This window comes from Acinetobacter gyllenbergii CIP 110306 = MTCC 11365, assembly GCF_000413855.1.
Taxonomy (GTDB): Bacteria; Pseudomonadota; Gammaproteobacteria; order Pseudomonadales; family Moraxellaceae; genus Acinetobacter; species Acinetobacter gyllenbergii.
Window position 1 is genome coordinate 42,068 of sequence record NZ_ATGG01000024.1, and the last position, 19,382, is coordinate 61,449.

A 19,382-nucleotide genomic window follows, 5' to 3' on the forward strand; every position below is an offset into this window, starting at 1 on the left:
TATGGCCTATATTACTTTAAGGGATGTCCATCTCGCATTTGGCGGACCTGCCTTACTCGACGGCGCGAACTTTAACCTGGAACGTGGCGAGCGAGTCTGTTTAATTGGTCGTAATGGAGAAGGTAAGTCTACTTTATTAAAACTGATTGAGGGAAGCTTGTTACCCGATAACGGTGAAGTTTCGATTCAAAATGGTTTAACTGTTTCAATGTTAGCCCAAGATGTGCCAATGGACTCAGGCAAAGTCGCCGACATCGTTGCCGATGGTGCTGGTGAAGCTGCCATTGTGTTGAAAGAATACCATGAAGCCAGTGATGCTTGTGTCTTAGGCGATATGGAAGCTTGCGACCGTATGGGTATGTTACAGCACAAACTGGATCAACTGGATGGTTGGGCATTAGAAAACAAGGTTAACTCAATTCTAAGTAAAATGGGACTTGATCCTAATGCCGATCTAGCTGATTTATCAGGTGGTCGTAAACGCCGTGTACTGTTAGCGCGTGCCCTACTGACTCAACCTGATGTTTTATTGCTGGACGAACCAACCAACCATTTGGATGTGGAAAGTATCGAATGGCTTGAAAAGTTCCTGCTCGACCAAAACAATCTCACTTTATTGTTTATTTCGCATGACCGTTCATTTGTGGACAGTATTGCGACCCGCATTGTCGAACTTGATCGTGGTATTTTACGTGGCTACGAAGGTAACTATTCGCGCTATCTCGAACTGAAAGCGCAGCAAATGGAAGCTGAAGAAAAACAAAATGCTTTATTTGATAAAAAGTTAGCGGAAGAAGAAGCTTGGATTCGTCAAGGGATTAAAGCGCGTCGTACCCGTAATGAAGGTCGTGTCCGTGCCTTAAAAGACTTACGTGAGCAGTCTAAAGCACGTCGTTCACAACAGGGCAAAGTCAGTATGGCAACGCAAGAAGCCAACCGCTCTGGTAAGTTGGTGTTCGAGATTGAAAACTTAAGTGTCGGTTACGACAACAAAGTTCTGATTCATGATTTCTCTGCAATCGTGTTACGTGGCGACCGTATTGGTTTGGTCGGTGACAACGGTGTCGGTAAAACCACCTTGATCAAAGCCATTTTAGGCGAGATTGAACACGGCGGGTCAGTGAAAACTGGTACGCAACTAGAAGTTGCCTATTTTGATCAGTTGCGAAATGCACTCGACTTGGAAAAAACCGTGATGGCCAACGTGTCTGAAGGTTCCGACTTTGTTGATGTGAATGGTAACCGTCGTCATATCTATAGTTATCTGCAAGACTTTTTATTCTCACCAGAACGTGCCCGTACACCTGTTAAAGCTTTATCAGGCGGTGAGAGAAACCGTATTCTGTTAGCAAAACTGTTACTCAAGCCATCAAATTTGATCGTGATGGATGAGCCAACCAATGACTTGGATATGGTGACACTTGAGTTGCTTGAAGAAATGCTGTCTGACTACAAAGGCACGTTGTTACTGATCTCGCATGACCGTGCTTTCATGGACAATGTCGTGACTTCAACATGGGTATTTGATGGTAAAGGTCAGATTGATGAATACATCGGTGGCTATCAAGATTATTTGGAACAGCGTCCTGACCAAAAAGTAGTTGACCAAAAAAGTGATGTAAAAAAAGCGCAAGCCAAAGCTGAAGCAGCGGCTGCCGCAGCAGCACCGAAAAAAGTGAAGCTCAGTTATAAAGATCAGCGTGAGCTTGAACAACTGCCTGCTGAAATTGAAAAACTGGAAACTGAACAAGCAGCATTATCAGAAAAATTGGCGGATGGCTCATGGTTTGTTTCAGATGCCAATGCTGCAACTGCAGCCAGCCAACGTTTAGCAGAAATTGAAGAATTGCTGTTGGAAAAGCTAGAGCGCTGGGACATTTTAGAAAATATGTCGAAAGGCAACTAAGCAGAGTGAGCATTTATCCTTACCGAGGATAAATGCTCTCATCCAAAACACTCAATTCATTTCAAGTTCAAACTCTCTTTAAGCTCTTGGTAAATATTAAAATTTTCATCATCAAAACAAACAAAAATCACTTCTTTTAGAGACTGGCTTCGATTTAGCTCCTCGCAGATTGTAGTTAAGGCAATTTGAGCAGCAAGTTGCTTAGGGAAACGATAGATTCCTGTTGAAATATTTGGAAAGGCAACACATTCCAGTTCCAACTGCTCTGCCAATTTAAAGCAATTTCGATAGGCATTTTCGAGTAATCTGGCTTCCTGATGTTGTCCATCTACCCATGTTGGCCCAACTGTATGAATCACATATTTTGCAGGTAGATTCCCAGCCGTGGTCACTACTGCTTCTCCAACAGCACAGCCCCCTTGCTTAGCACGAATCTTCTGACAATCTGCCAAAATCGCAGCCCCTCCTCGACGATGGATTGCACCATCCACGCCACCACCACCTAATAGTGAAGTATTGGCCGCATTGACAATTGCATCTACAGCTACTTGGGTAATATCAGCTTTTATAATATTGATACTTTTCAAGTTTTTCTCCTACTCTTATATAGCCGATTATAAAACAAAGCTCATTTAACATGACATTTAAAGTCGCCACCTACACTTCATGCTACACTGCTGCAAAATTCAACGTTATTCTTTTTCGAATTTATGAGTCAAAAACAGCCTTATCCCCCTGGCGAGTTTCAATGGGCTTTTTTATTGCCCAAATATTGGAAAATCTGGATCGCCATTATGTTTTTAATGCTATTGGCCGTCTTACCTTGGGCAATTCAATGGCGCTTAGCCCATGGCTTGGCAGCTTTGTGCTGGCGCTTACTCAAATCACGCCGTAAAACTACACTCCGGAATTTAGAACTCTGTTTCCCTGAGTGGTCACCAGCTGAGGTTGAAGCACAAGCAAAACAGGTGTTTGTGGATATGATGCTCGGTGTATTTGAAACCCTCAATGCATGGTACTGCCCGAAGTGGTTTAAAGGTCGCCACAGTATTGAAGGTCTAGAACACATCACCAATGCAAAAGCACAAGGCAAAGGTGTGTTGTTACTGGGCACACACAGTACCCTACTCGATGCAGGCGGTTATATTTGTGCTCAATATTTCGAGCCTGATGTGGTCTATCGCCCTCAGAATAATCCACTGCTGGATATGCTGATTTATCGTTGCCGCGCCACCATTTATCAACATCAAATTGACCACGATGATATGCGGAGTTTGATCCGCCGACTCAAAGATGGCGGTGCGATTTGGTATAGTCCCGATCAGGACTTTGGTTTAAAACAAGGCGTGATGGCACCCTTCTTTGGTGTTCCTGCTGCAACAGTGACTGCACATCGTCGTTTACTCAAAATCTCGAAAGCCGTTGCGATTCCCTTATATTTCTATCGCTATGGTGATGTACGTAATCCACAATATAAAGTGCTGATTGAGCCAATTGTGGAAAATATGCCAAGTGAAGATGAAATCGATGATGCGATTCGCGTAAATCAAATCATTGAAGCTCAGCTTCGTATTGCACCAACACAATGGATGTGGTTCCACCGTCGTTTTAAAACCCGCGCCGAAGGTTACGACAAAATCTATTAAGTTAAAAAAGCCACTTTATTCATATATAAAGTGGCTCTTTTCTAAAGCAATAACAACAATTAATTCGGGAAAATCACCCCAGTATTTAAATCAAAATAGGTTGGGGTATTGCTATACACTGAACCCAATTTGACATTAATAAACCAGCCTAAATTGCCTTGATCTTGTAAACGGTTTTGAATCTCACTCGGAAGATCAAGCTTATAAATCGCATCTTCTTTAAAGACTTTTGATTCAATGCTTGTTGTACTAACGCTATCACGTTCAAATAAATAACCTTTGGTGTTAAAGAATGCAATCGCATTGTCCTTATCAATCAAATGATAACCCTCAGCCGCTTGTTGCTTCAGTAGCAAATCAAGCTTAGTTGGGTTGTCATCATAGAACCCTGCCTCTGTTTTTGGCATCTCAAAATAACGATAACTATAAGTTCCATTATGGGTACTGCTATTCACACAGGTCGGCACATAAAAAGTCCCATTGCTAGCACCATTATTGGTAAAAGTACTGCCTGCATAAATCAATTTACAACCTTGCGCTCCAAGTTCATTAAAGGCTGCCATAATATTGGTTCGGTTTGCATTACCACTCACAATAAAGCGATTGTCATAATTATAAGTTGCTGACTTTTTATCGTTTTTAACAAATAAATATTTATAGGTATTGCTTGGATCTTCACCTAAAGAAGACTTATACGCAAAGCCGAGCGCACCTTGCTTTTTAATTTCTGCTAACCAGAATAAATAGACATTGGCAACCACGTTGGTTTTTACATCGACAATTTTATAGCTATAAGTATCGGTTGAAGCATTATTTTTCACATATAAGTTTTTAGGTTCAGGGAAGTCACTATTGGCTTTTTTCACATCCAAAGACGTAGCTGCCAAAGCAAAACCTTGGCTGCCTTGCGTATTGGCTTGCGCCAAGAAGTTCGTCCAAGAACTTTGATTATCGAGTAGACGATAACTTGCGGTGGCTTTACTCACAGTCGGTTTTAATAAGCTATAGCCTTCAACATTGGTACGGGTATAACAGGTCACTGTTTTCGATGGGTCGACTGCGTCCATATAGGCTTGAATATCTTTGATCGTTGCCGTTTCATTCACGGCACACATCCCATTACCCTTAAAAGCATAAGCCCATGCGCTTCCATTACGGTATCTATCCGTATATTTCACTCGATTCGCTGTCGTTGTACCGCTAGTTTCTGTCGGAGCGATCTCGGTAATCAACGCATCATCGGAAGCAACATCGTAATTTTTAATCACAGCACCTGTGCAATCCTCTTTTTCAAACTGACGTGTTTCGGTGGTAAAGCGAACACTATTCGCGGAAGTCTTATGCACTGTTAAATTTGAACGGCGTCCTTCAAAGCAAAAACCTCCTAACCATGAACCCACAAAGCGATCAGCCACGACTGGGGTTGGTGTCGGCGTTGGAGTCGGGGTCGGTGTTGGTGTCGGCGTTGGGGTTGGTGTCGGAGTCGGCGTTGGGGTTGGTGTCGGCGTTGGAGTTGGGGTCGGCGTTGGAGTCGGCGTTGGAGTCGGGGTCGGTGTTGGCGTTGGAGTCGGGGTTGAATCTGAATCGTTATCAGATCCACAACCTACCAAGATTGCGCAGGTTACGCTCAGTGCTAATTGTGTCCATATATTTTTCATTGCATCACCCTCTGTGTGATTTTTTCACATATTTGTGTATGTGAAAATTTAACACTTTTATACTTGAGTGCAAATATGTTTATGCGTAAATTAATAACGAAAGGTCAAAATCATTTTTTATGGATGGTTGGAATGTATGGATACACAAGCAAGCCTAGCAAAACAATTTAGTGCCTTATCGAAAGAATGGCGTGCATGGCTAGAAGAAAATTTAGATCGTGGCTGTAACCCAGTCGACTTGGCTAACATCTTGTTACGAGAAGGATTGATTGATCTGAATCAAGATTTTTCTGTGCCAATACAAGCTGAAGAACAGCATTACGCAGTACTTGAGAAAATCGCAACAGAAAAACAAACTCAACTCAGCAGTACATTTACGCCAGAACAAAAGAAATGGCTGGCTCAAGCAGTACTTGATGGTTTAAGCAAAGCCGAAATTTATTATTCATTAGTGAAACAAGGCTTAAGTGAAATTGATATTGCCCTCGAATGGGTCCAGTTAAAACAACATCCTTATTTTCAAATTGCTCAAGAGCAGCATTTCCTACTCAAAAAACGCAATTGGTTACTCAACACTCTCGATCATTTTGCCCGTTTGAATCCTGATTATCAGCAAATCAAGCGAATTTCAAAACCGGAGTTTCCTGATTTTATTCAACATTATTACAGCCGAAACCTGCCTATTATTCTGACCGATGCCATCCAGCATTGGCCCGCCTTACACAAATGGTCACCGCAATATTTCAAACAGACTGTCGGTATGCAGGAAATTGAAGCCCAGTTTAATCGTGAACAAGATCCTTTATTTGAACGTAACTCGATTCAACATAAAACCAAAATGCAGATGAATGATTTTGTTGATTTAATTGAAAAAACTGAACATTCCAATAATTTTTATATGACCGCCAACAATGCCAAGGCCAGCCAATCTAGTTTGGCCGTATTGTTTCAAGATATTGGTCATTTTCATGGCTATACTGACCATGCTCAAGTTTATGATCGTAGTTTCATCTGGTTTGGTCCCAAAGGCGCTTTTACCCCGCTACATCATGACTTAACCAATAACTTTTTAGTGCAAATTTATGGACGGAAAAAAGTCACCCTGATTCCTGCAATGCAAACACCACATCTCTATAATGATGTGGCTGTGTTTAGTAAAATTGCCGATCCTCATCGTCCTGATCTCCTCGAGTCATTCCCTGATTTTGCCCATAGCAGCAAAATCGAATGTATTCTCAATGAGGGTGAAACCTTGTTCATTCCACTGGGCTGGTGGCACTGTGTCGAGAGTTTGGATATCTCTATCAGCGTTTCCTTTACTCATTTTAATATTGATAATGCTGGAGCTGAATCCTTTCCATCTCCAAGTGGACATTAAACCATGTCAACGAATGACCTATACCGAATCTGTTCTTAAGGTGCTTTAATGGTAAAACCAACAGACCAAGCCATCCTAAACACAACCTCATCTGCATTAAATGCACAAGGTGTTATTCCGCAAGATGCAGAAACCACCTTGGATAGCATTTATCCGATGATGCAACATATCGCACGTTGGTTAATTCATTCAGGTGTCGGCTATACCGATTTCGTGGCGGCACTCAAACCGATTTTTTACGAGCAAGCCTTGCTTGAATTAGATCGAATCAAGCAGAACAAGACTGATTCAGCAGTCAGTTTATTATCTGGACTGCATCGAAAAGACGTCAGCAGTTTTAGGCAGCAAGCCAATCAAACTGCCACAGAAACACCAAATTTCGCCATTAGTGTTCCTGCCCGTGTCATTGCCCGCTGGATTGCACTTGATCTTCCAACTCAAATTCCTATTTCTGGTGAAGAAAATAGTTTTGAAGCCTTAGTCAAGCATATTTCAACAGAAAAGCATCCGCGCTCGATTTTGTTTGAATTACAACGCTTAGGTGTGGTTGTGCAAATCGATCAAGATGTCATGTTACAACAACATAGCTTTACCCCAGATAATCAAATGCAAGAGAGCAAAGCACTGTTCTCTGCGAACCTTAGCGATCATTTGGCCGCAGGGATTGATAATTTTATTAGTGAAAAACCGTTTACCCATCTTGAACAAGCCGTGCATGCCGAAAAATTAACGGCACAATCGGTTGAAGCACTTCGAGAGTTGAGTATCGAACTGTGGCAAGACATGGCAAAACAACTCTTAAATGCCGCGATTCATCATTGTGATCAAGACCAAGAAAAAGATGATGCACATTATCAATTCCGATTTGGCGTTTACCAGTACGATACCCAAATAAAACTACAAGTGCCTTATATTTTTAAGGATAAATAACCATGAGAAGCTTATTGTGCCCTCTCGTTTCTCTCATTTCAGTGCTTAGCTTAACTGCATGTGGCGAAAATTTTTCAGTCGCGAATGTGAGTTTAGGTGGCAGTGGATCTGGTACACAAAAACCTCTACCAGGCGGTGGTGGCAATGGTGGGAACTCTAATCCATCTACAGGCGATAAAGATGAAGCCTATGAATATGTGGTAACGATTCCTCATGAAGCACAAGATACTTGTTTCGGCATTCAACGAAGTCTACGTTTAATCGACTCAGGGACCAAACAGCCATTGCCTACAGGTCGAATTCAATCCCTTAAGACCACACCACTACAAATTGAAATTAAGAACACGACACCCAATTATATCTATCAATTGATACCGCTTTGTCGACCTATTGAATATCAAATTGGCCAAAATGTATTATTCGAGGGTCAATCTCTCAGGTGCGACGCAGATCAAGATGAATTACAAGTTTTACGTCCATTTGAAACTCGTCGCTATGAACTTGATCTCACCTTTGCAGAAACAGAGCTTCCTTTCGTAGTAAATTACAACGCCTTTTACCAAACCGAATTACCAACAGCAAATACCGCATGGGAAAAATGTGATGCAGCTAAAATCACAATCCCTATTCATAAACGTCGAATTGTAAAAGTCATTGAAACGTCAGATCAGACAACCGAGACTCTGCCAGAAATCCCAAAGGGGGAGAAGCCAGAATAAGACTTTAAAAAATTAAAGCCCGAGTTCTGCATCCTGCAAAACTCGGGCAAATGAGGTTGTGCTTTCAAACTACTTTTATTATCCTGCGTCCATCGCATGCATCATATCCATGATGACTTTTCCATCTCAGCGTCGCTATCCTTAAGCGGAAATCCATTCCTGCGTCCTTGTGCTGATGTATTTAGAATAAACCTTTTACCGATTCCGTACTATTCGTTGCAGACTTAAATCTATGTACGAAATAACGTACATTAATTAGTTAAACTTTAAAATTAAGCCATTGTACAAGTCTCTCTCAGCTAACATCAGTTTTACATCCGTTGCTTATGCGGTTGAGCTAAAGAATCAGTCACTGCTTTTTCTTCTTGCTCAGCCTTTTCAATACCTTCTTGTATCGCTTCTTGCGCTTCTTGTTCATCCTCTGCGGTTTGCTCTAACGCTTGCTGCTGCTGTTCGAACACCCGTCCTGTTTGTAAGACCACATACACGGGGAAATGATCTGAACCAATATGTGGCAAGCGCTTCATATCAACCAGACCAAAATCAGTACTATGAAAGATATGATCCAGCGACCATCGTAATAAAGGATAGTCCGCATGAAAGGTATTCATAAAATAGCGCCCGACTCGAGGATCAAGTAAACCACTGATACGCTGAAATAACCGCGTTGTTCTTGACCATGCGACGTCATTTAAATCTCCCATGACGATACAGCTCTGATCAATATCTTTAATCTGATCCCCCACAATCAGCAACTCCGCATCTCTTAAAGTCGAGTCCTTGGCCTCGGTTGGACTCGGTGGTTTAGGATGTAAACAATACAACTGCACTTGTACGCCTGAAGGTAATGTCACCGCGGTATGAATTGATGGAATTTCATCACTTAGAATAAATTTAACTTCGGTATCATTTAAGGCTAAACGGCTATATAAATGCATGCCGTACAAATTTTCTAAAGGCACGGCAACACGAAACGGATAATCTGCTTCAATTGGACTCAGCGCTTGCTGCCATTCCGCATTTGACTCCAATGTGAGCACCAAATCTGGTTTTAAAATTTCAATCTGTTCAAGTAATAGATGATACTGATGATTAGGCGTGAGCACATTCGCAACCAATAAGGAAATTTGCTGCTCTGGATTCAATTGCGCCTTTTTGACTTTTTTGACTTGCTTGCGCCATAACGGGGTATAAGGCAACACCATTTTAAGCTGATAAGCAATCGCCGCCACTAAGCCAAGAAAGAGCAGTTCAGTGCTCAAACTCCACTCGGAAAGCACAAATAACATCGCAAAAAATGTGATGATGCCCAGTGCCAATATTTGTAATCTCGGAAAGTCTGCACCCCGAAACCACCATTCATCTCTGGGGATCAAAGACCAAAATGAAAGCCATATCACCAGCGCTGCGCAAATCTGAATCCATATCATGTTCATTTTTCTCTTTGGGGTAGCATAGATTTACAATAAAGTTTCCGCTTTATCAATTTTCTATCTAATATAAACAAGATATTCCACTCAATAAACGCACTGTTTTATTTCAGTAAAGCTTGCAGTTGTGGGCACTTTTGATACACTCAAACCCCTTTAAATTTTTTTACATACCGAGGCACAATGACATGAAAGTAGGTCTGGTCGGTTGGCGTGGGATGGTTGGTTCTGTCCTGATGCAACGTATGGTTGAAGAGAATGATTTTGCTCATATCGAGCCATTCTATTTCTCTACCAGTAATGCAGGTGGCGAAGCACCTTCATTTGGTGGTAAGACTGCCCCAGCACTTATGGATGCAACAGACATTAACAGTCTGAAGCAAATGGATGTCATTTTAACCTGTCAAGGTGGTGATTATACCTCTGAAGTTTTCCCTAAACTGAAAGCTGAAGGTTGGAATGGTTACTGGATTGATGCTGCATCTACACTGCGGATGGCAGATGATGCAATCATCGTGCTTGATCCAGTCAACTTAAACGTGATCAAAGATGGTTTGGTCAACGGGACTAAAACTTTCGTTGGCGGTAACTGTACCGTTTCATTGATGTTGATGGGCTTAGGTTCACTGTTCCAAAACAATTTAGTGGAATGGGCGACGTCAATGACCTATCAAGCAGCGTCTGGTGCGGGTGCGCAGAACATGCGTGAGCTGATCACTGGCATGGGTTATTTGTATAACAATACTCAAGCATTATTGGATGACCCTAAATCTGCAATTCTTGATATTGACCGTCAAATCGCAGAATTACAACGTGGCGAAGGCTTCCCGAAAGCAAACTTTGGCGTGCCATTGGCGGGTTCATTGATTCCGTATATCGACAAACAACTCGAAAGCGGTCAATCGAAAGAAGAATGGAAAGGTCAGGTTGAAACCAACAAGATCTTGGGTAACCAGCAAATTGTGCCGATTGATGGTCACTGTGTACGTATTGGTGCAATGCGTTGCCACTCTCAAGCAATCACATTGAAACTGAAAAAAGATGTGCCACTTGATGAAATCGAAGACATGATTCGCAACTCAAGCCAATGGGCAAAAGTGGTTCCAAATACACGCGAAGCATCAATGACTGATCTGACCCCAGTTGCAGTCACAGGGACTTTAACTGTTCCTGTCGGCCGTTTACGTAAACTGAATATGGGTAAAGAATACCTCGGTGCATTTACTGTAGGTGACCAATTACTTTGGGGCGCTGCTGAGCCATTACGTCGTATGCTCCGTATTCTAGTTGAATATAAGAACGCCTAAGCAAAAATCCCTAAAAATCAAAAGCCGATCACATTTGATCGGCTTTTTTCTTGCGATGAACGATGAATAATTTACAATTCATTTACATCACGGTAATGTATACTTTTTCCAGACGATAACATCACTTTTTCATGGATCGAGATGACTGTTTATAACAAATTAAAAATTGCCATTTTAGCCATCATTTCTTCGCAACACCTTTATGCAATTACGCTTGATCCAATTCAAATCCAGTCTGCACCCGGCGAACTTTTGTATGCAGAAATGAGCTTTCATCAGGCAGATGCCAACTCCAAATTAGATGTGAGTTTAGCAACGCCTGAAGATTTACTGATGCTAGGCGCGGCACACCAGCCACCATCCAGCCTGAATTTTTTTACCCGTCGAAATAACCAAGGTGAAGGGGTTATCGTCATTACTTCATCCCGTCCAATAACGGATGCTGAGCTAAATATTATTTTAAAAATTCAGGAAGACGGCGCATCTCATCTAAAGCATATTCGTCAACCCATGCGTCAAATTGCCAAAGCACCGATCGCAAAGAATGCCAATGAACAATCATTGACACCCAAATTTATTGTCAGTGAAAAAGATATCGCTTTAAACCTACCTGAAAGTACCCGCTTTAATGTTGTGAATCCAAATCCGCAGCCACAGAATTTAAAACAAGAAACGCTGTTGAATGCACCTTTTACGCTGCCACCTGTCTTAGAAACATCAAAACCAAATTCGACAGCAACAGCCGCCAGTGCAGTTGCAATTGCTGCACCAGTTAAAGTAGAGGCTGTAACCACTGCTGCTCCCCCATCACAGCCCGTAACACCCGTCGCTGATACTGTAAAACAGCCGCTAGCGGCAACTCCAATGAAACAGGAAGATGCTCAAACTGCGAATGCGACGACCAGCACCAAGCAAAATGCGGCATTGGATGAGGAATTAAAAGTAGCTGAGCTTAAACCGATCGAAACCAAAGAAAAAACTAAAACACAGGAACAAGTTCAAGAAACGGTTCAGGCCACCAAGAAAAAGCCTGCTACAAATTCAGCGCCAAGCAATGACAAGCCTCAACAGCATTTGGTGCAACGCAATGAATCTTTATGGAGTATTGCGCAACGAATTGCGGGACAAACACAACAGCCTGTTGCTCAGGTCATGAATCAGATTAAAGCACAAAATGAACACGCCTTTATTGGGGGAAATGCCAATCGACTCAGACAAGGCTCTCATTTAAACTTTAATCTTACAGCAACGTCGGTACAGCAAAATAAAAATACCCAGCAAATTGCGGCGCAAACACAACGTCCGACCACTGGAAAAACGAAATATCGTTTGCAACAAGCTGAAATGTCTCTGGTGGCTGAAAGTCATCAAGATTCCAGTACAGGAAGTGCCAAGAAAGACACATTACAGCAAAAAACCAGTGCTGACTTATCATTAAAAGTTATGACAGCACGAGAAAAAACCGTTACATTACAAAGAAACGTAACACAGTTAGAATTGGCACTACGTCACAAGGAACAACGTATTCAGCTGTTGAATGCACGGCTTGCCGAACTGCAAGATCAGTTGAAAGCGCAACAGGACACTAAAAAGCCAACACGCTAGGTTGCGAGAATATTCTCATAAATTTGCATAAAAGCGGCTCTATCTTTAAGGGGTATAGATCATGTCAACTATAATCATTGTACTGCTGGTCATTGTACTGATTGTCGCCATCGTTTTAAAAAAACGTGAAAGCAATCAAGCCAATGCTGCACCGAAAAAAGGTGCCAGCAAAACGGCAAAAAAAGCAGCGACACGATCTGCTTCACGAACCACATTAGTCCGTGAGGAACAGGAATATGCCCCTCCAACCACGACTGAAATTTCTGAAAGTTTGCGCCAGAAACTTGAACAACAAATTCAAAACGGTAATTTCCAGTCTGCCGAAGCACAAATCAATCAGGCCCTAAAGCAAGATAACGCTCAACACGAACTGTATCTGTATTTACTTGATATTCATTTAAAGCAAAAAGATGATTTGGCGATTGATCAATTGATCAAACATATCCATGCCTTGAAACTGGAAGATATTGCTCAAGCAGCTGAAGCCAAACATCGTGAATACGAGCAGAATAAACAACCTGATTCCATTGATTTTAATTTAACATCTCATCATTTTCAGCAAACGCCTGTAACAGCTGAGCCTCAAACTCAAAACAATGTTGCAGACTTTGATGCACTGGTTCAAACGCCAACAGCACAAACATTTGATGACTTGCAATCAGAATATGCGGCATCTGCAGAAGAAACAAAACCTGTAGAAACCGCTCCTGAAGTTCAGCCTTTAGACTTTAATTTCTCGTTTGAGCAGAAGCCGACTCCTGAAGCTGCACCTGCCCCAGTTGAAACACCTGAGAGCAAAGAACAGCCTCCACTTGAGTTTTCATTTAACTTAGAACCAACAACGCCGCCAAGTATTGAAGAAGCAAAAGTTGAAGAGGCAAAACCAGCGCTTGACTTTAACTTTACCAACTTAGAAGTTGCGTCTCAACCGATTGAAGAAAAAGCACCGGTAGAAGAAACGGCACCAAGCCTAGATTTTAACTTTGAACCTACAGTAGCAAAAACTGAACAACCTACGTCACTTGAAACCGCAGCGTTTTCATTTGATGTTGCTGAACCTGCCGCAGTTGAAACATCACCTGAGCCGACCGCTCCTGTTACTGCACCGTCAATAACGATTGCGATTCATGACCCATTGGTACAGTCTTTCCCTGATCTACAACAGCTTGATGAAGCCCAGCTGAATTTAGAGCTTGCAGAGCAGTATATTGAACTAGGTGCCTATGATTCTGCACGTGAGTTGTTAAAAAACAATCAGGCATTCAATGCAGAACAACAACAACGTTCAGAAAATTTACTGAATAAAATAGCTTCCTGAATTTGATCAGTCTAATATAAGCAGTCTCTCAGGCTGCTTTTTTTATGATGAAAACAATCGCTTTAATTTATATGGGTGGGACGTTTGGTTGTATTGGCGAACCCTTGATGCCAATGCCTGAACAGGATTTTTTGCCTTTATTAGCGAAGGTGATTCCAGCACATTTACAGGTTGAATGTTTTGCTGCGACCAGCATTAAAGACAGCAGTGCCTGTACCGCAACCGATTGGTTGCAATTGGTACAACAAATCCAACAATTACAACTCAATGGCTTTCAGCATTTTGTCATCATTCATGGGACAGACACCTTAAGCTATGCTGCTGCAACACTGGCACGTTTTTTAGGCCATTCTTGCCATGCCATCATTACGGGCAGCCAATACCCATTATTGAATATTGAAGGCAACGATACCCGTGAATTCACCGATGCAATTGGTAATCTGTATTTAGCACTGGAGCAAGTGCTTGCCTTACCGAGTGGTGTTTATCTTGCCTTCCATGAGCAAGTCTTTCATGCACAAAGTACTTTAAAAGCCCATACCACTGAATTAGATGCTTTTGTTGGCATCAAAGCAGACCAGCGCTGTGACACGACTGCAGATGCGCTTATTGTCCAAAATCAACAGATTGATCAAGCCGCTCAACTCAGTGTCTTGAATTTGATGTTGCAGCCGATTGCGAAACAACAATTTATTTTGCAGTTAAACAATCTTCTGCTTAGCCCACCCGATTTCTTGATTCTGCAAGGCTTTGGTACTGGCAATATTGCGGTGAATGATGAAATTCTGGCGATTTTTGAACAACTTTATCAAAAACAATGTTTGCCGATTATTAGTACGCAAGTGACCTTTGGGCAAATTGACCAACGCTATGCTGTCAGTTCATGGATTCAATCCGCCAAAGTTTTAGTCAATGATTGTCATAGCCATGCCGATTTATATGCAAAAGTCTTGCAAATGTATTTAAAATATCCGACCCACGAACAGTGGTTCGAACATTGGCATCAACATTAATTCTGAGGTTAGAACATGCAACGTTATGCAATCGGTATTGAATTTTGCGGTACTCAATACCGTGGTTGGCAAACCCAACAGGCTGGCGTTATCACTGTTCAGGAAACCCTAGAAAAAGTGCTAAGTCGTATTGCCAATCAACCGATTATGTTACATGGTGCTGGCCGAACTGACGCAGGCGTACATGCGACCAATATGGTGGCGCATTTCGACACTGAGGCTATTCGCCCAGAGCAAGGTTGGATTCGTGGCGCCAACAGTCAACTGCCCAAAGATATTTCAATCCAATGGATTAAATGCATGGATGAAAATTTTCATGCACGCTTTAAAGCAGTGGCTCGCCGTTATCGCTATGTGGTGTATAACGCTCCGACTCGCCCAGCCTTACTACATAAGCAGGTCACCCATCTTTATCAAACCCTTGATGTGCAAAAGATGATTGCCGCGGCAGCAAAATTTGAGGGTACGCATAATTTTGAAACTTTCCGCGCTGCAGCCTGTCAATCCAATCAGCCAGTACGCCATGTAAAACACTGCCGCTTATTTGAACATGGGCGCTATCTGGTCTTAGACATTCAGGCAGATGGCTTCTTGCATCATATGGTGCGTAATATCATGGGCTGCCTGCTTGAAATTGGGCAAGGTCTGTATGAAATCGACCATATTGATACCATGTTTGCCGCAGAAGATCGTACCGCTGCAGGTATTACCGCGCCACCTGATGGTTTATATTTTATTCAGTCTTATTATCCTGATGAATTCGACTTACCTCAGCTACCTTTAGGGCCACACTGGTTGAATTTAGCTGAATAATAAAAGGCCTTATCACTGTGATAAGGCCTTTTTTATTTGCAACCAATTAACGTTGTTTACGCTTGCGATATTCAACAGGCGTTTCATTGGTCCAGCGCTTAAAGGCGCGATAGAAGGTACTTGGTTCAGAGAAACCCGTTAAATACACAATACGTTCTACACTTTCATTGGTATTTGCTAATAGCTTTTTCGCTAAACGGCAACGATAATCCGAAAGAATTTGCTGGAAGCTGGTATTGGCTTCGCTGAGCTGGGTTCTTAAACGACGTGGCGTGATATTCAACTGTGCCGCCACTGTCTCCAATGTGGTTTCACCACTTTCAAGAGTTGAACCAATGGCACGGCGCACTTCACCCACTAAATCATAACGTGCTAGTTCTTGTAATTTTTCAATCGCCAATTGCTCATGCAATTGCAATAACTCAGGTTCTGCTTGCCATAACGGATAATCCAGTACAGCGGCATCAAAATAAAGACGGGTTTCTTTTTGCCCCAGGCTCACTGGACAACCATAGACTCTAAAGTATTCGTCATCAGCAGCACCCTCATTGAAGTTAAAATCAATATAAATTGGGTGAAACTGACCTTCAGTAATAAATTTAAAGAAACGTAAAATGCCTGACATGGCACATTCAGAGAAATGACGGTTAACTAAATTATCTGGCCAATACTGTTCGCCATTGCTTAAATAGCAGCGACCATCTTCAATCACCAGTTTGGCGTCAAAAGCATCACTGATCAGACGTTGATAGGCCAAAGCACGCTTCAAGCCTTCGCCAAAGGTTTCACTGCTGATAAAGAGATGTTCAATGACTTGACCACGATATAACGGTAAATGCTCACCCAGATGTAGCCCAATATCAGGATCATTACTGACATCCTGTGCAGCAATCCAAAATGCATTTTGTGCACTTAACGGCGTTCTTGCATTGGTATCCACCTGATTTAATGCTACACCGGCCTTTGTTAAAATCTCTTCAGTTGGTAATCCTGCTTTACGAATTGCCTGATAACCAAAGCGCAATACAACTGATGCATCTGTTAGCTGACCCACGCAGTGCCCTTCCCTGTAGATACGTTATTATGACAATGAACAACAATTTTAGATTAACGTTGATTGACCAAACTGACAACAATATTCTGCTTATTTTGTTAAAAAAATTCCAAGATTGTCTGACAGTTTCTTTCGGTTAATATCTGACAGCCTCTCACCGACTTGATCTTGTAAATTTTAAATAAATTGACTATAATTTGCGCCTTCCCAATTTGATCTCAGGTAGGCTATGGCCAATAAAGAGGAACTCATTGAGTTCGAAGGCGTTGTCACCGAAACGCTTCCTAATACGATGTTCCGTGTACGTTTAGAAAACGGTCACGAAGTTATTGCTCACATTTCTGGTAAAATGCGTAAACACTATATTCGTATTTTGACAGGTGACAGTGTTAAAGTTGAAATGACGCCTTATGATTTGACGAAGGGTCGTATCACTTATCGTGCACGCTAAGTCAGATTAGTGAATGCAAAAAAGCCACATTATGTGGCTTTTTTTATTGCTCATGCGAACGTTTATTCACTCAGGCGTGTCGTTTTACAGCCCACTGTCTGACATTCACGGATACGCTCTTGCAACCAGTTGTTGCGTTCTTGCGTTGCATTCAATTGGCATTGCACATAAACCGTACTTTTGGAGTCATCACTACACTCTGCATCACGATGGCGAATCCACGCCAGTTGTGATTTTTTCAAAATTTTTTGTTGTGTATCACTCAGTTGTTTGCGTAATTGCTGATAGTTTTTATTTAAATCAGCATCTGCACTAGCAAAAATTTTATTGGTGCAGTAGATATCATCATAAGTATTACGGGCATTTTCGCAGTTATCAGCATAGCTCAAAGTTGCCATTGCCCCACAGATCAAGCCAAATATTATTTTGCGCATGAAGTTGTCCAAATCGCTTAATTATCATCATTATCTAAGCATATTTTTCTGGGCTTGAACATTGCCCAAAAGTAGACAAGATTGTATCTTTTTAGCAATTCACAGAAATGCTCTCGACACTCCTGCACTTTTGCCATTGAATAAAAAAAGATCAAAAAGATAAAGGATGATCATAATGAAAAATTATAAGTATCTGTTGTTCTGTACACTTCTCGGTTTACAAGCTTGTGCGACATCAAAGCAGCCAAATATAAGCCTGCCCGACTATCTAAAGCAGTTTATTGGGCAATCTGCGAACACCATCCAGCAACAGCTCGACTTAAAACCCTTAGGTTTCCAAACATTAGCCCGACCAGTTAAGCAAAATAATCAACTGATTTATACCGTGATTCGTCCCATCCGTATCCCAATTCCGATAGCACAATCAACCGAACTTGGCGCTCAGAATATTCCGATTCAAAGTGCTGGCAATGCAGGCAGTGCTTATGATCTGAACTTAAAATGCCATATTATTTTTGAGCTTGATCAGCAACAAATCGCACGATCTATTCGTTATGAAGGTAAAGCCTGCTAATCAAAGCAATAAAAAAACGCAGCTATTGCTGCGTTTTTTTATAGACTTCAGTGCTTAGTTTAATGCTGCAACCACAGCTTCACCCATCGCATCTGTCCCGACTTTGTTCATGCCTTCAGACATAATATCGGCGGTACGTAAACCTTGGTCTAAAACTTGACCGACCGCATCTTCAATCGCTTTTGCAGCCGCTTCCTCACGGAAGGTATAGCGCAGCATCATCGCCACTGAAAGTACCGTCGCCAATGGATTGGCAATATTTTGACCTGCGATATCTGGCGCAGAACCATGACATGGTTCATACATGCCTTTGCCATTTTCATCTAAAGACGCCGATGGCAACATCCCAATCGAACCGGTCAACATCGCTGCTTCATCAGACAAGATATCACCAAATAAATTGCCTGTGACGATGACATCAAATTGCTTTGGTGCACGCACCAATTGCATTGCCGCATTATCCACATACATATGCGATAACTGGATATTTGAATACTGTGCTTGCTGTAGGTCAGTGACGGTTTGCTTCCACAACTCAGTTACTTCAAGAACGTTGGCCTTATCCACCGAACAGACCTTGCCACCACGCAATCCAGCCAACTCAAAAGCGACTTTGGCGATACGTTTGATTTCACTTTCTGAATAGACGTCAGTGTTATAGCCTTGTTTCTCACCATTTTCGAGTTCACGAATACCACGTGGTTGACCAAAATAGATCCCCCCCGTTAATTCACGAACAATCAGAATATCAAGGCCAGCAACGATTTCAGGTTTTAAGCTCGATGCATCTGCCAATTGTGGATACAAAATCGCAGGGCGTAAATTGGCAAATAGATTGAGTTCACTACGAATTTTTAACAAACCGCGTTCGGGACGGATTGAACGCTCAATGCTATCCCACTTCGGACCACCAACCGCACCCAATAAAATCGCATCGGCTTTTTTCGCCTGTTCGCTGGTCACAGCAGGATAGGGTTCGCCATGTGTATCAATTGCAGAACCACCAAGCAAACCATGTTCCCATGTCAAAGCTAAATTAAATTTATCATTGACCTTGGTTAAAACCTTTTCAGCAGCAGCTACGATTTCAGGACCAATGCCATCACCCGCTAAAATTAAAATATGCTTAGACATCTATTCTACTTC

General features: G+C 42.0%; 18 protein-coding genes. 12 read left to right on the forward strand and 6 right to left on the reverse strand.

Features of this window, described 5'->3' with window-relative positions; genetic code table 11:
* The first annotated feature begins 1 nt into the window (after position 1).
* A complete protein-coding gene (locus F957_RS06060) occupies positions 2 to 1,906 on the forward strand; it encodes an ATP-binding cassette domain-containing protein (protein ID WP_016542428.1) in 1,905 nt (634 codons plus the stop codon).
* Between the two features lie 56 nt (positions 1,907 to 1,962).
* On the opposite strand, the gene F957_RS06055 is transcribed toward F957_RS06060, so the two are convergent.
* Positions 1,963 to 2,493 carry an O-acetyl-ADP-ribose deacetylase gene (locus F957_RS06055; RefSeq protein WP_016542427.1) on the reverse strand — a complete coding sequence of 177 codons (531 nt, stop codon included), beginning with the start codon at positions 2,491 to 2,493 and terminating at the stop codon, positions 1,963 to 1,965.
* Between the two features lie 123 nt (positions 2,494 to 2,616).
* On the opposite strand from F957_RS06055, the gene F957_RS06050 reads away from it, so the two are divergent.
* A complete protein-coding gene (locus F957_RS06050; RefSeq protein ID WP_016542426.1) occupies positions 2,617 to 3,552 on the forward strand; it encodes an LpxL/LpxP family acyltransferase in 936 nt (311 codons plus the stop codon).
* 59 nt (positions 3,553 to 3,611) lie between these two features.
* Here F957_RS06050 and F957_RS06045 read toward each other — a convergent pair whose 3' ends face one another.
* Positions 3,612 to 5,210, reverse strand: a complete 1,599-nt coding sequence (locus tag F957_RS06045; protein ID WP_016542425.1) for a PT dipeptide repeat lipoprotein — start codon at positions 5,208 to 5,210, stop codon at positions 3,612 to 3,614.
* Positions 5,211 to 5,346: 136 nt separating this feature from the next.
* Between F957_RS06045 and F957_RS06040 the strand changes: the two genes are divergently transcribed.
* Genes F957_RS06040 through F957_RS06030 form a run of 3 tightly spaced genes read left to right on the forward strand, consistent with a single transcriptional unit; the run spans position 5,347 to position 8,237 of the window.
* Entirely contained in the window at positions 5,347 to 6,588 is a 1,242-nt protein-coding gene (locus tag F957_RS06040) for a cupin-like domain-containing protein (RefSeq protein ID WP_016542424.1), read from the forward strand.
* A 48-nt stretch (positions 6,589 to 6,636) separates the two neighbouring features.
* Positions 6,637 to 7,518 (forward strand): DUF6502 family protein, encoded by an 882-nt coding sequence (locus tag F957_RS06035; RefSeq protein WP_016542423.1) that lies wholly within the window; start codon positions 6,637 to 6,639, stop codon positions 7,516 to 7,518.
* Between the two features lie 2 nt (positions 7,519 to 7,520).
* Positions 7,521 to 8,237 carry a hypothetical protein gene (locus F957_RS06030; RefSeq protein WP_016542422.1) on the forward strand — a complete coding sequence of 239 codons (717 nt, stop codon included), beginning with the start codon at positions 7,521 to 7,523 and terminating at the stop codon, positions 8,235 to 8,237.
* A 311-nt stretch (positions 8,238 to 8,548) separates the two neighbouring features.
* Here the strand turns inward: F957_RS06030 and F957_RS06025 are convergent, their stop codons facing one another.
* On the reverse strand, positions 8,549 to 9,667 hold the full coding sequence (locus F957_RS06025) for an endonuclease/exonuclease/phosphatase family protein (protein ID WP_016542421.1): 1,119 nt from the start codon (positions 9,665 to 9,667) through the stop codon (positions 8,549 to 8,551).
* Positions 9,668 to 9,855: 188 nt separating this feature from the next.
* Here F957_RS06025 and asd point away from each other — a divergent pair, with 188 nt between their 5' ends.
* The 5 genes from asd to truA all read left to right on the forward strand — a co-directional run bounded on the left by asd (position 9,856) and on the right by truA (position 15,723).
* The gene (gene asd, locus F957_RS06020) at positions 9,856 to 10,974 is read left to right on the forward strand and encodes an aspartate-semialdehyde dehydrogenase (protein WP_016542420.1); all 1,119 of its coding nucleotides are present in this window, start codon (positions 9,856 to 9,858) and stop codon (positions 10,972 to 10,974) included.
* 141 nt (positions 10,975 to 11,115) lie between these two features.
* Positions 11,116 to 12,579 (forward strand): FimV/HubP-related protein, encoded by a 1,464-nt coding sequence (locus tag F957_RS06015; protein WP_016542419.1) that lies wholly within the window; start codon positions 11,116 to 11,118, stop codon positions 12,577 to 12,579.
* Positions 12,580 to 12,640: 61 nt separating this feature from the next.
* The gene (locus F957_RS06010) at positions 12,641 to 13,897 is read left to right on the forward strand and encodes a hypothetical protein (RefSeq protein WP_016542418.1); all 1,257 of its coding nucleotides are present in this window, start codon (positions 12,641 to 12,643) and stop codon (positions 13,895 to 13,897) included.
* Positions 13,898 to 13,941: 44 nt separating this feature from the next.
* Complete coding sequence (locus F957_RS06005) at positions 13,942 to 14,910, forward strand: asparaginase domain-containing protein (RefSeq protein ID WP_016542417.1); 969 nt, start codon at positions 13,942 to 13,944, stop codon at positions 14,908 to 14,910.
* A 15-nt stretch (positions 14,911 to 14,925) separates the two neighbouring features.
* Complete coding sequence (gene truA, locus F957_RS06000; RefSeq protein ID WP_016542416.1) at positions 14,926 to 15,723, forward strand: tRNA pseudouridine(38-40) synthase TruA; 798 nt, start codon at positions 14,926 to 14,928, stop codon at positions 15,721 to 15,723.
* Positions 15,724 to 15,769: 46 nt separating this feature from the next.
* Here truA and F957_RS05995 read toward each other — a convergent pair whose 3' ends face one another.
* Positions 15,770 to 16,777 (reverse strand): AraC family transcriptional regulator, encoded by a 1,008-nt coding sequence (locus F957_RS05995; protein WP_004656037.1) that lies wholly within the window; start codon positions 16,775 to 16,777, stop codon positions 15,770 to 15,772.
* Between the two features lie 229 nt (positions 16,778 to 17,006).
* Here F957_RS05995 and infA point away from each other — a divergent pair, with 229 nt between their 5' ends.
* Positions 17,007 to 17,228, forward strand: a complete 222-nt coding sequence (gene infA, locus F957_RS05990) for a translation initiation factor IF-1 (RefSeq protein WP_001284370.1) — start codon at positions 17,007 to 17,009, stop codon at positions 17,226 to 17,228.
* A gap of 62 nt (positions 17,229 to 17,290) precedes the next feature.
* On the opposite strand, the gene F957_RS05985 is transcribed toward infA, so the two are convergent.
* Complete coding sequence (locus tag F957_RS05985) at positions 17,291 to 17,662, reverse strand: lysozyme inhibitor LprI family protein (RefSeq protein ID WP_004656039.1); 372 nt, start codon at positions 17,660 to 17,662, stop codon at positions 17,291 to 17,293.
* Positions 17,663 to 17,837: 175 nt separating this feature from the next.
* On the opposite strand from F957_RS05985, the gene F957_RS05980 reads away from it, so the two are divergent.
* Entirely contained in the window at positions 17,838 to 18,236 is a 399-nt protein-coding gene (locus F957_RS05980) for a hypothetical protein (RefSeq protein WP_016542415.1), read from the forward strand.
* Positions 18,237 to 18,290: 54 nt separating this feature from the next.
* On the opposite strand, the gene leuB is transcribed toward F957_RS05980, so the two are convergent.
* Positions 18,291 to 19,370, reverse strand: a complete 1,080-nt coding sequence (leuB, locus tag F957_RS05975) for a 3-isopropylmalate dehydrogenase (RefSeq protein WP_016542414.1) — start codon at positions 19,368 to 19,370, stop codon at positions 18,291 to 18,293.
* Positions 19,371 to 19,382 lie beyond the last annotated feature (12 nt).

Bases quoted from the DNA above. Each gene is read 5' to 3' on its own strand.
- F957_RS06015 (WP_016542419.1), top strand. From the start codon at position 11,116: ATGACTGTTTATAACAAATTAAAAATTGCCATTTTAGCCATCATTTCT.
- infA (WP_001284370.1), top strand. From the start codon at position 17,007: ATGGCCAATAAAGAGGAACTCATTGAGTTCGAAGGCGTTGTCACCGAA.
- F957_RS06025 (WP_016542421.1), bottom strand. From the start codon at position 9,667: ATGATATGGATTCAGATTTGCGCAGCGCTGGTGATATGGCTTTCATTT.
- F957_RS06045 (WP_016542425.1), bottom strand. From the start codon at position 5,210: ATGAAAAATATATGGACACAATTAGCACTGAGCGTAACCTGCGCAATC.
- F957_RS06050 (WP_016542426.1), top strand. From the start codon at position 2,617: ATGAGTCAAAAACAGCCTTATCCCCCTGGCGAGTTTCAATGGGCTTTT.
- asd (WP_016542420.1), top strand. From the start codon at position 9,856: ATGAAAGTAGGTCTGGTCGGTTGGCGTGGGATGGTTGGTTCTGTCCTG.
- F957_RS06060 (WP_016542428.1), top strand. From the start codon at position 2: ATGGCCTATATTACTTTAAGGGATGTCCATCTCGCATTTGGCGGACCT.
- F957_RS06010 (WP_016542418.1), top strand. From the start codon at position 12,641: ATGTCAACTATAATCATTGTACTGCTGGTCATTGTACTGATTGTCGCC.
- F957_RS05985 (WP_004656039.1), bottom strand. From the start codon at position 17,662: ATGCGCAAAATAATATTTGGCTTGATCTGTGGGGCAATGGCAACTTTG.
- F957_RS06040 (WP_016542424.1), top strand. From the start codon at position 5,347: ATGGATACACAAGCAAGCCTAGCAAAACAATTTAGTGCCTTATCGAAA.
- F957_RS05980 (WP_016542415.1), top strand. From the start codon at position 17,838: ATGAAAAATTATAAGTATCTGTTGTTCTGTACACTTCTCGGTTTACAA.
- leuB (WP_016542414.1), bottom strand. From the start codon at position 19,370: ATGTCTAAGCATATTTTAATTTTAGCGGGTGATGGCATTGGTCCTGAA.
- F957_RS06035 (WP_016542423.1), top strand. From the start codon at position 6,637: ATGGTAAAACCAACAGACCAAGCCATCCTAAACACAACCTCATCTGCA.
- truA (WP_016542416.1), top strand. From the start codon at position 14,926: ATGCAACGTTATGCAATCGGTATTGAATTTTGCGGTACTCAATACCGT.
- F957_RS06030 (WP_016542422.1), top strand. From the start codon at position 7,521: ATGAGAAGCTTATTGTGCCCTCTCGTTTCTCTCATTTCAGTGCTTAGC.
- F957_RS06005 (WP_016542417.1), top strand. From the start codon at position 13,942: ATGATGAAAACAATCGCTTTAATTTATATGGGTGGGACGTTTGGTTGT.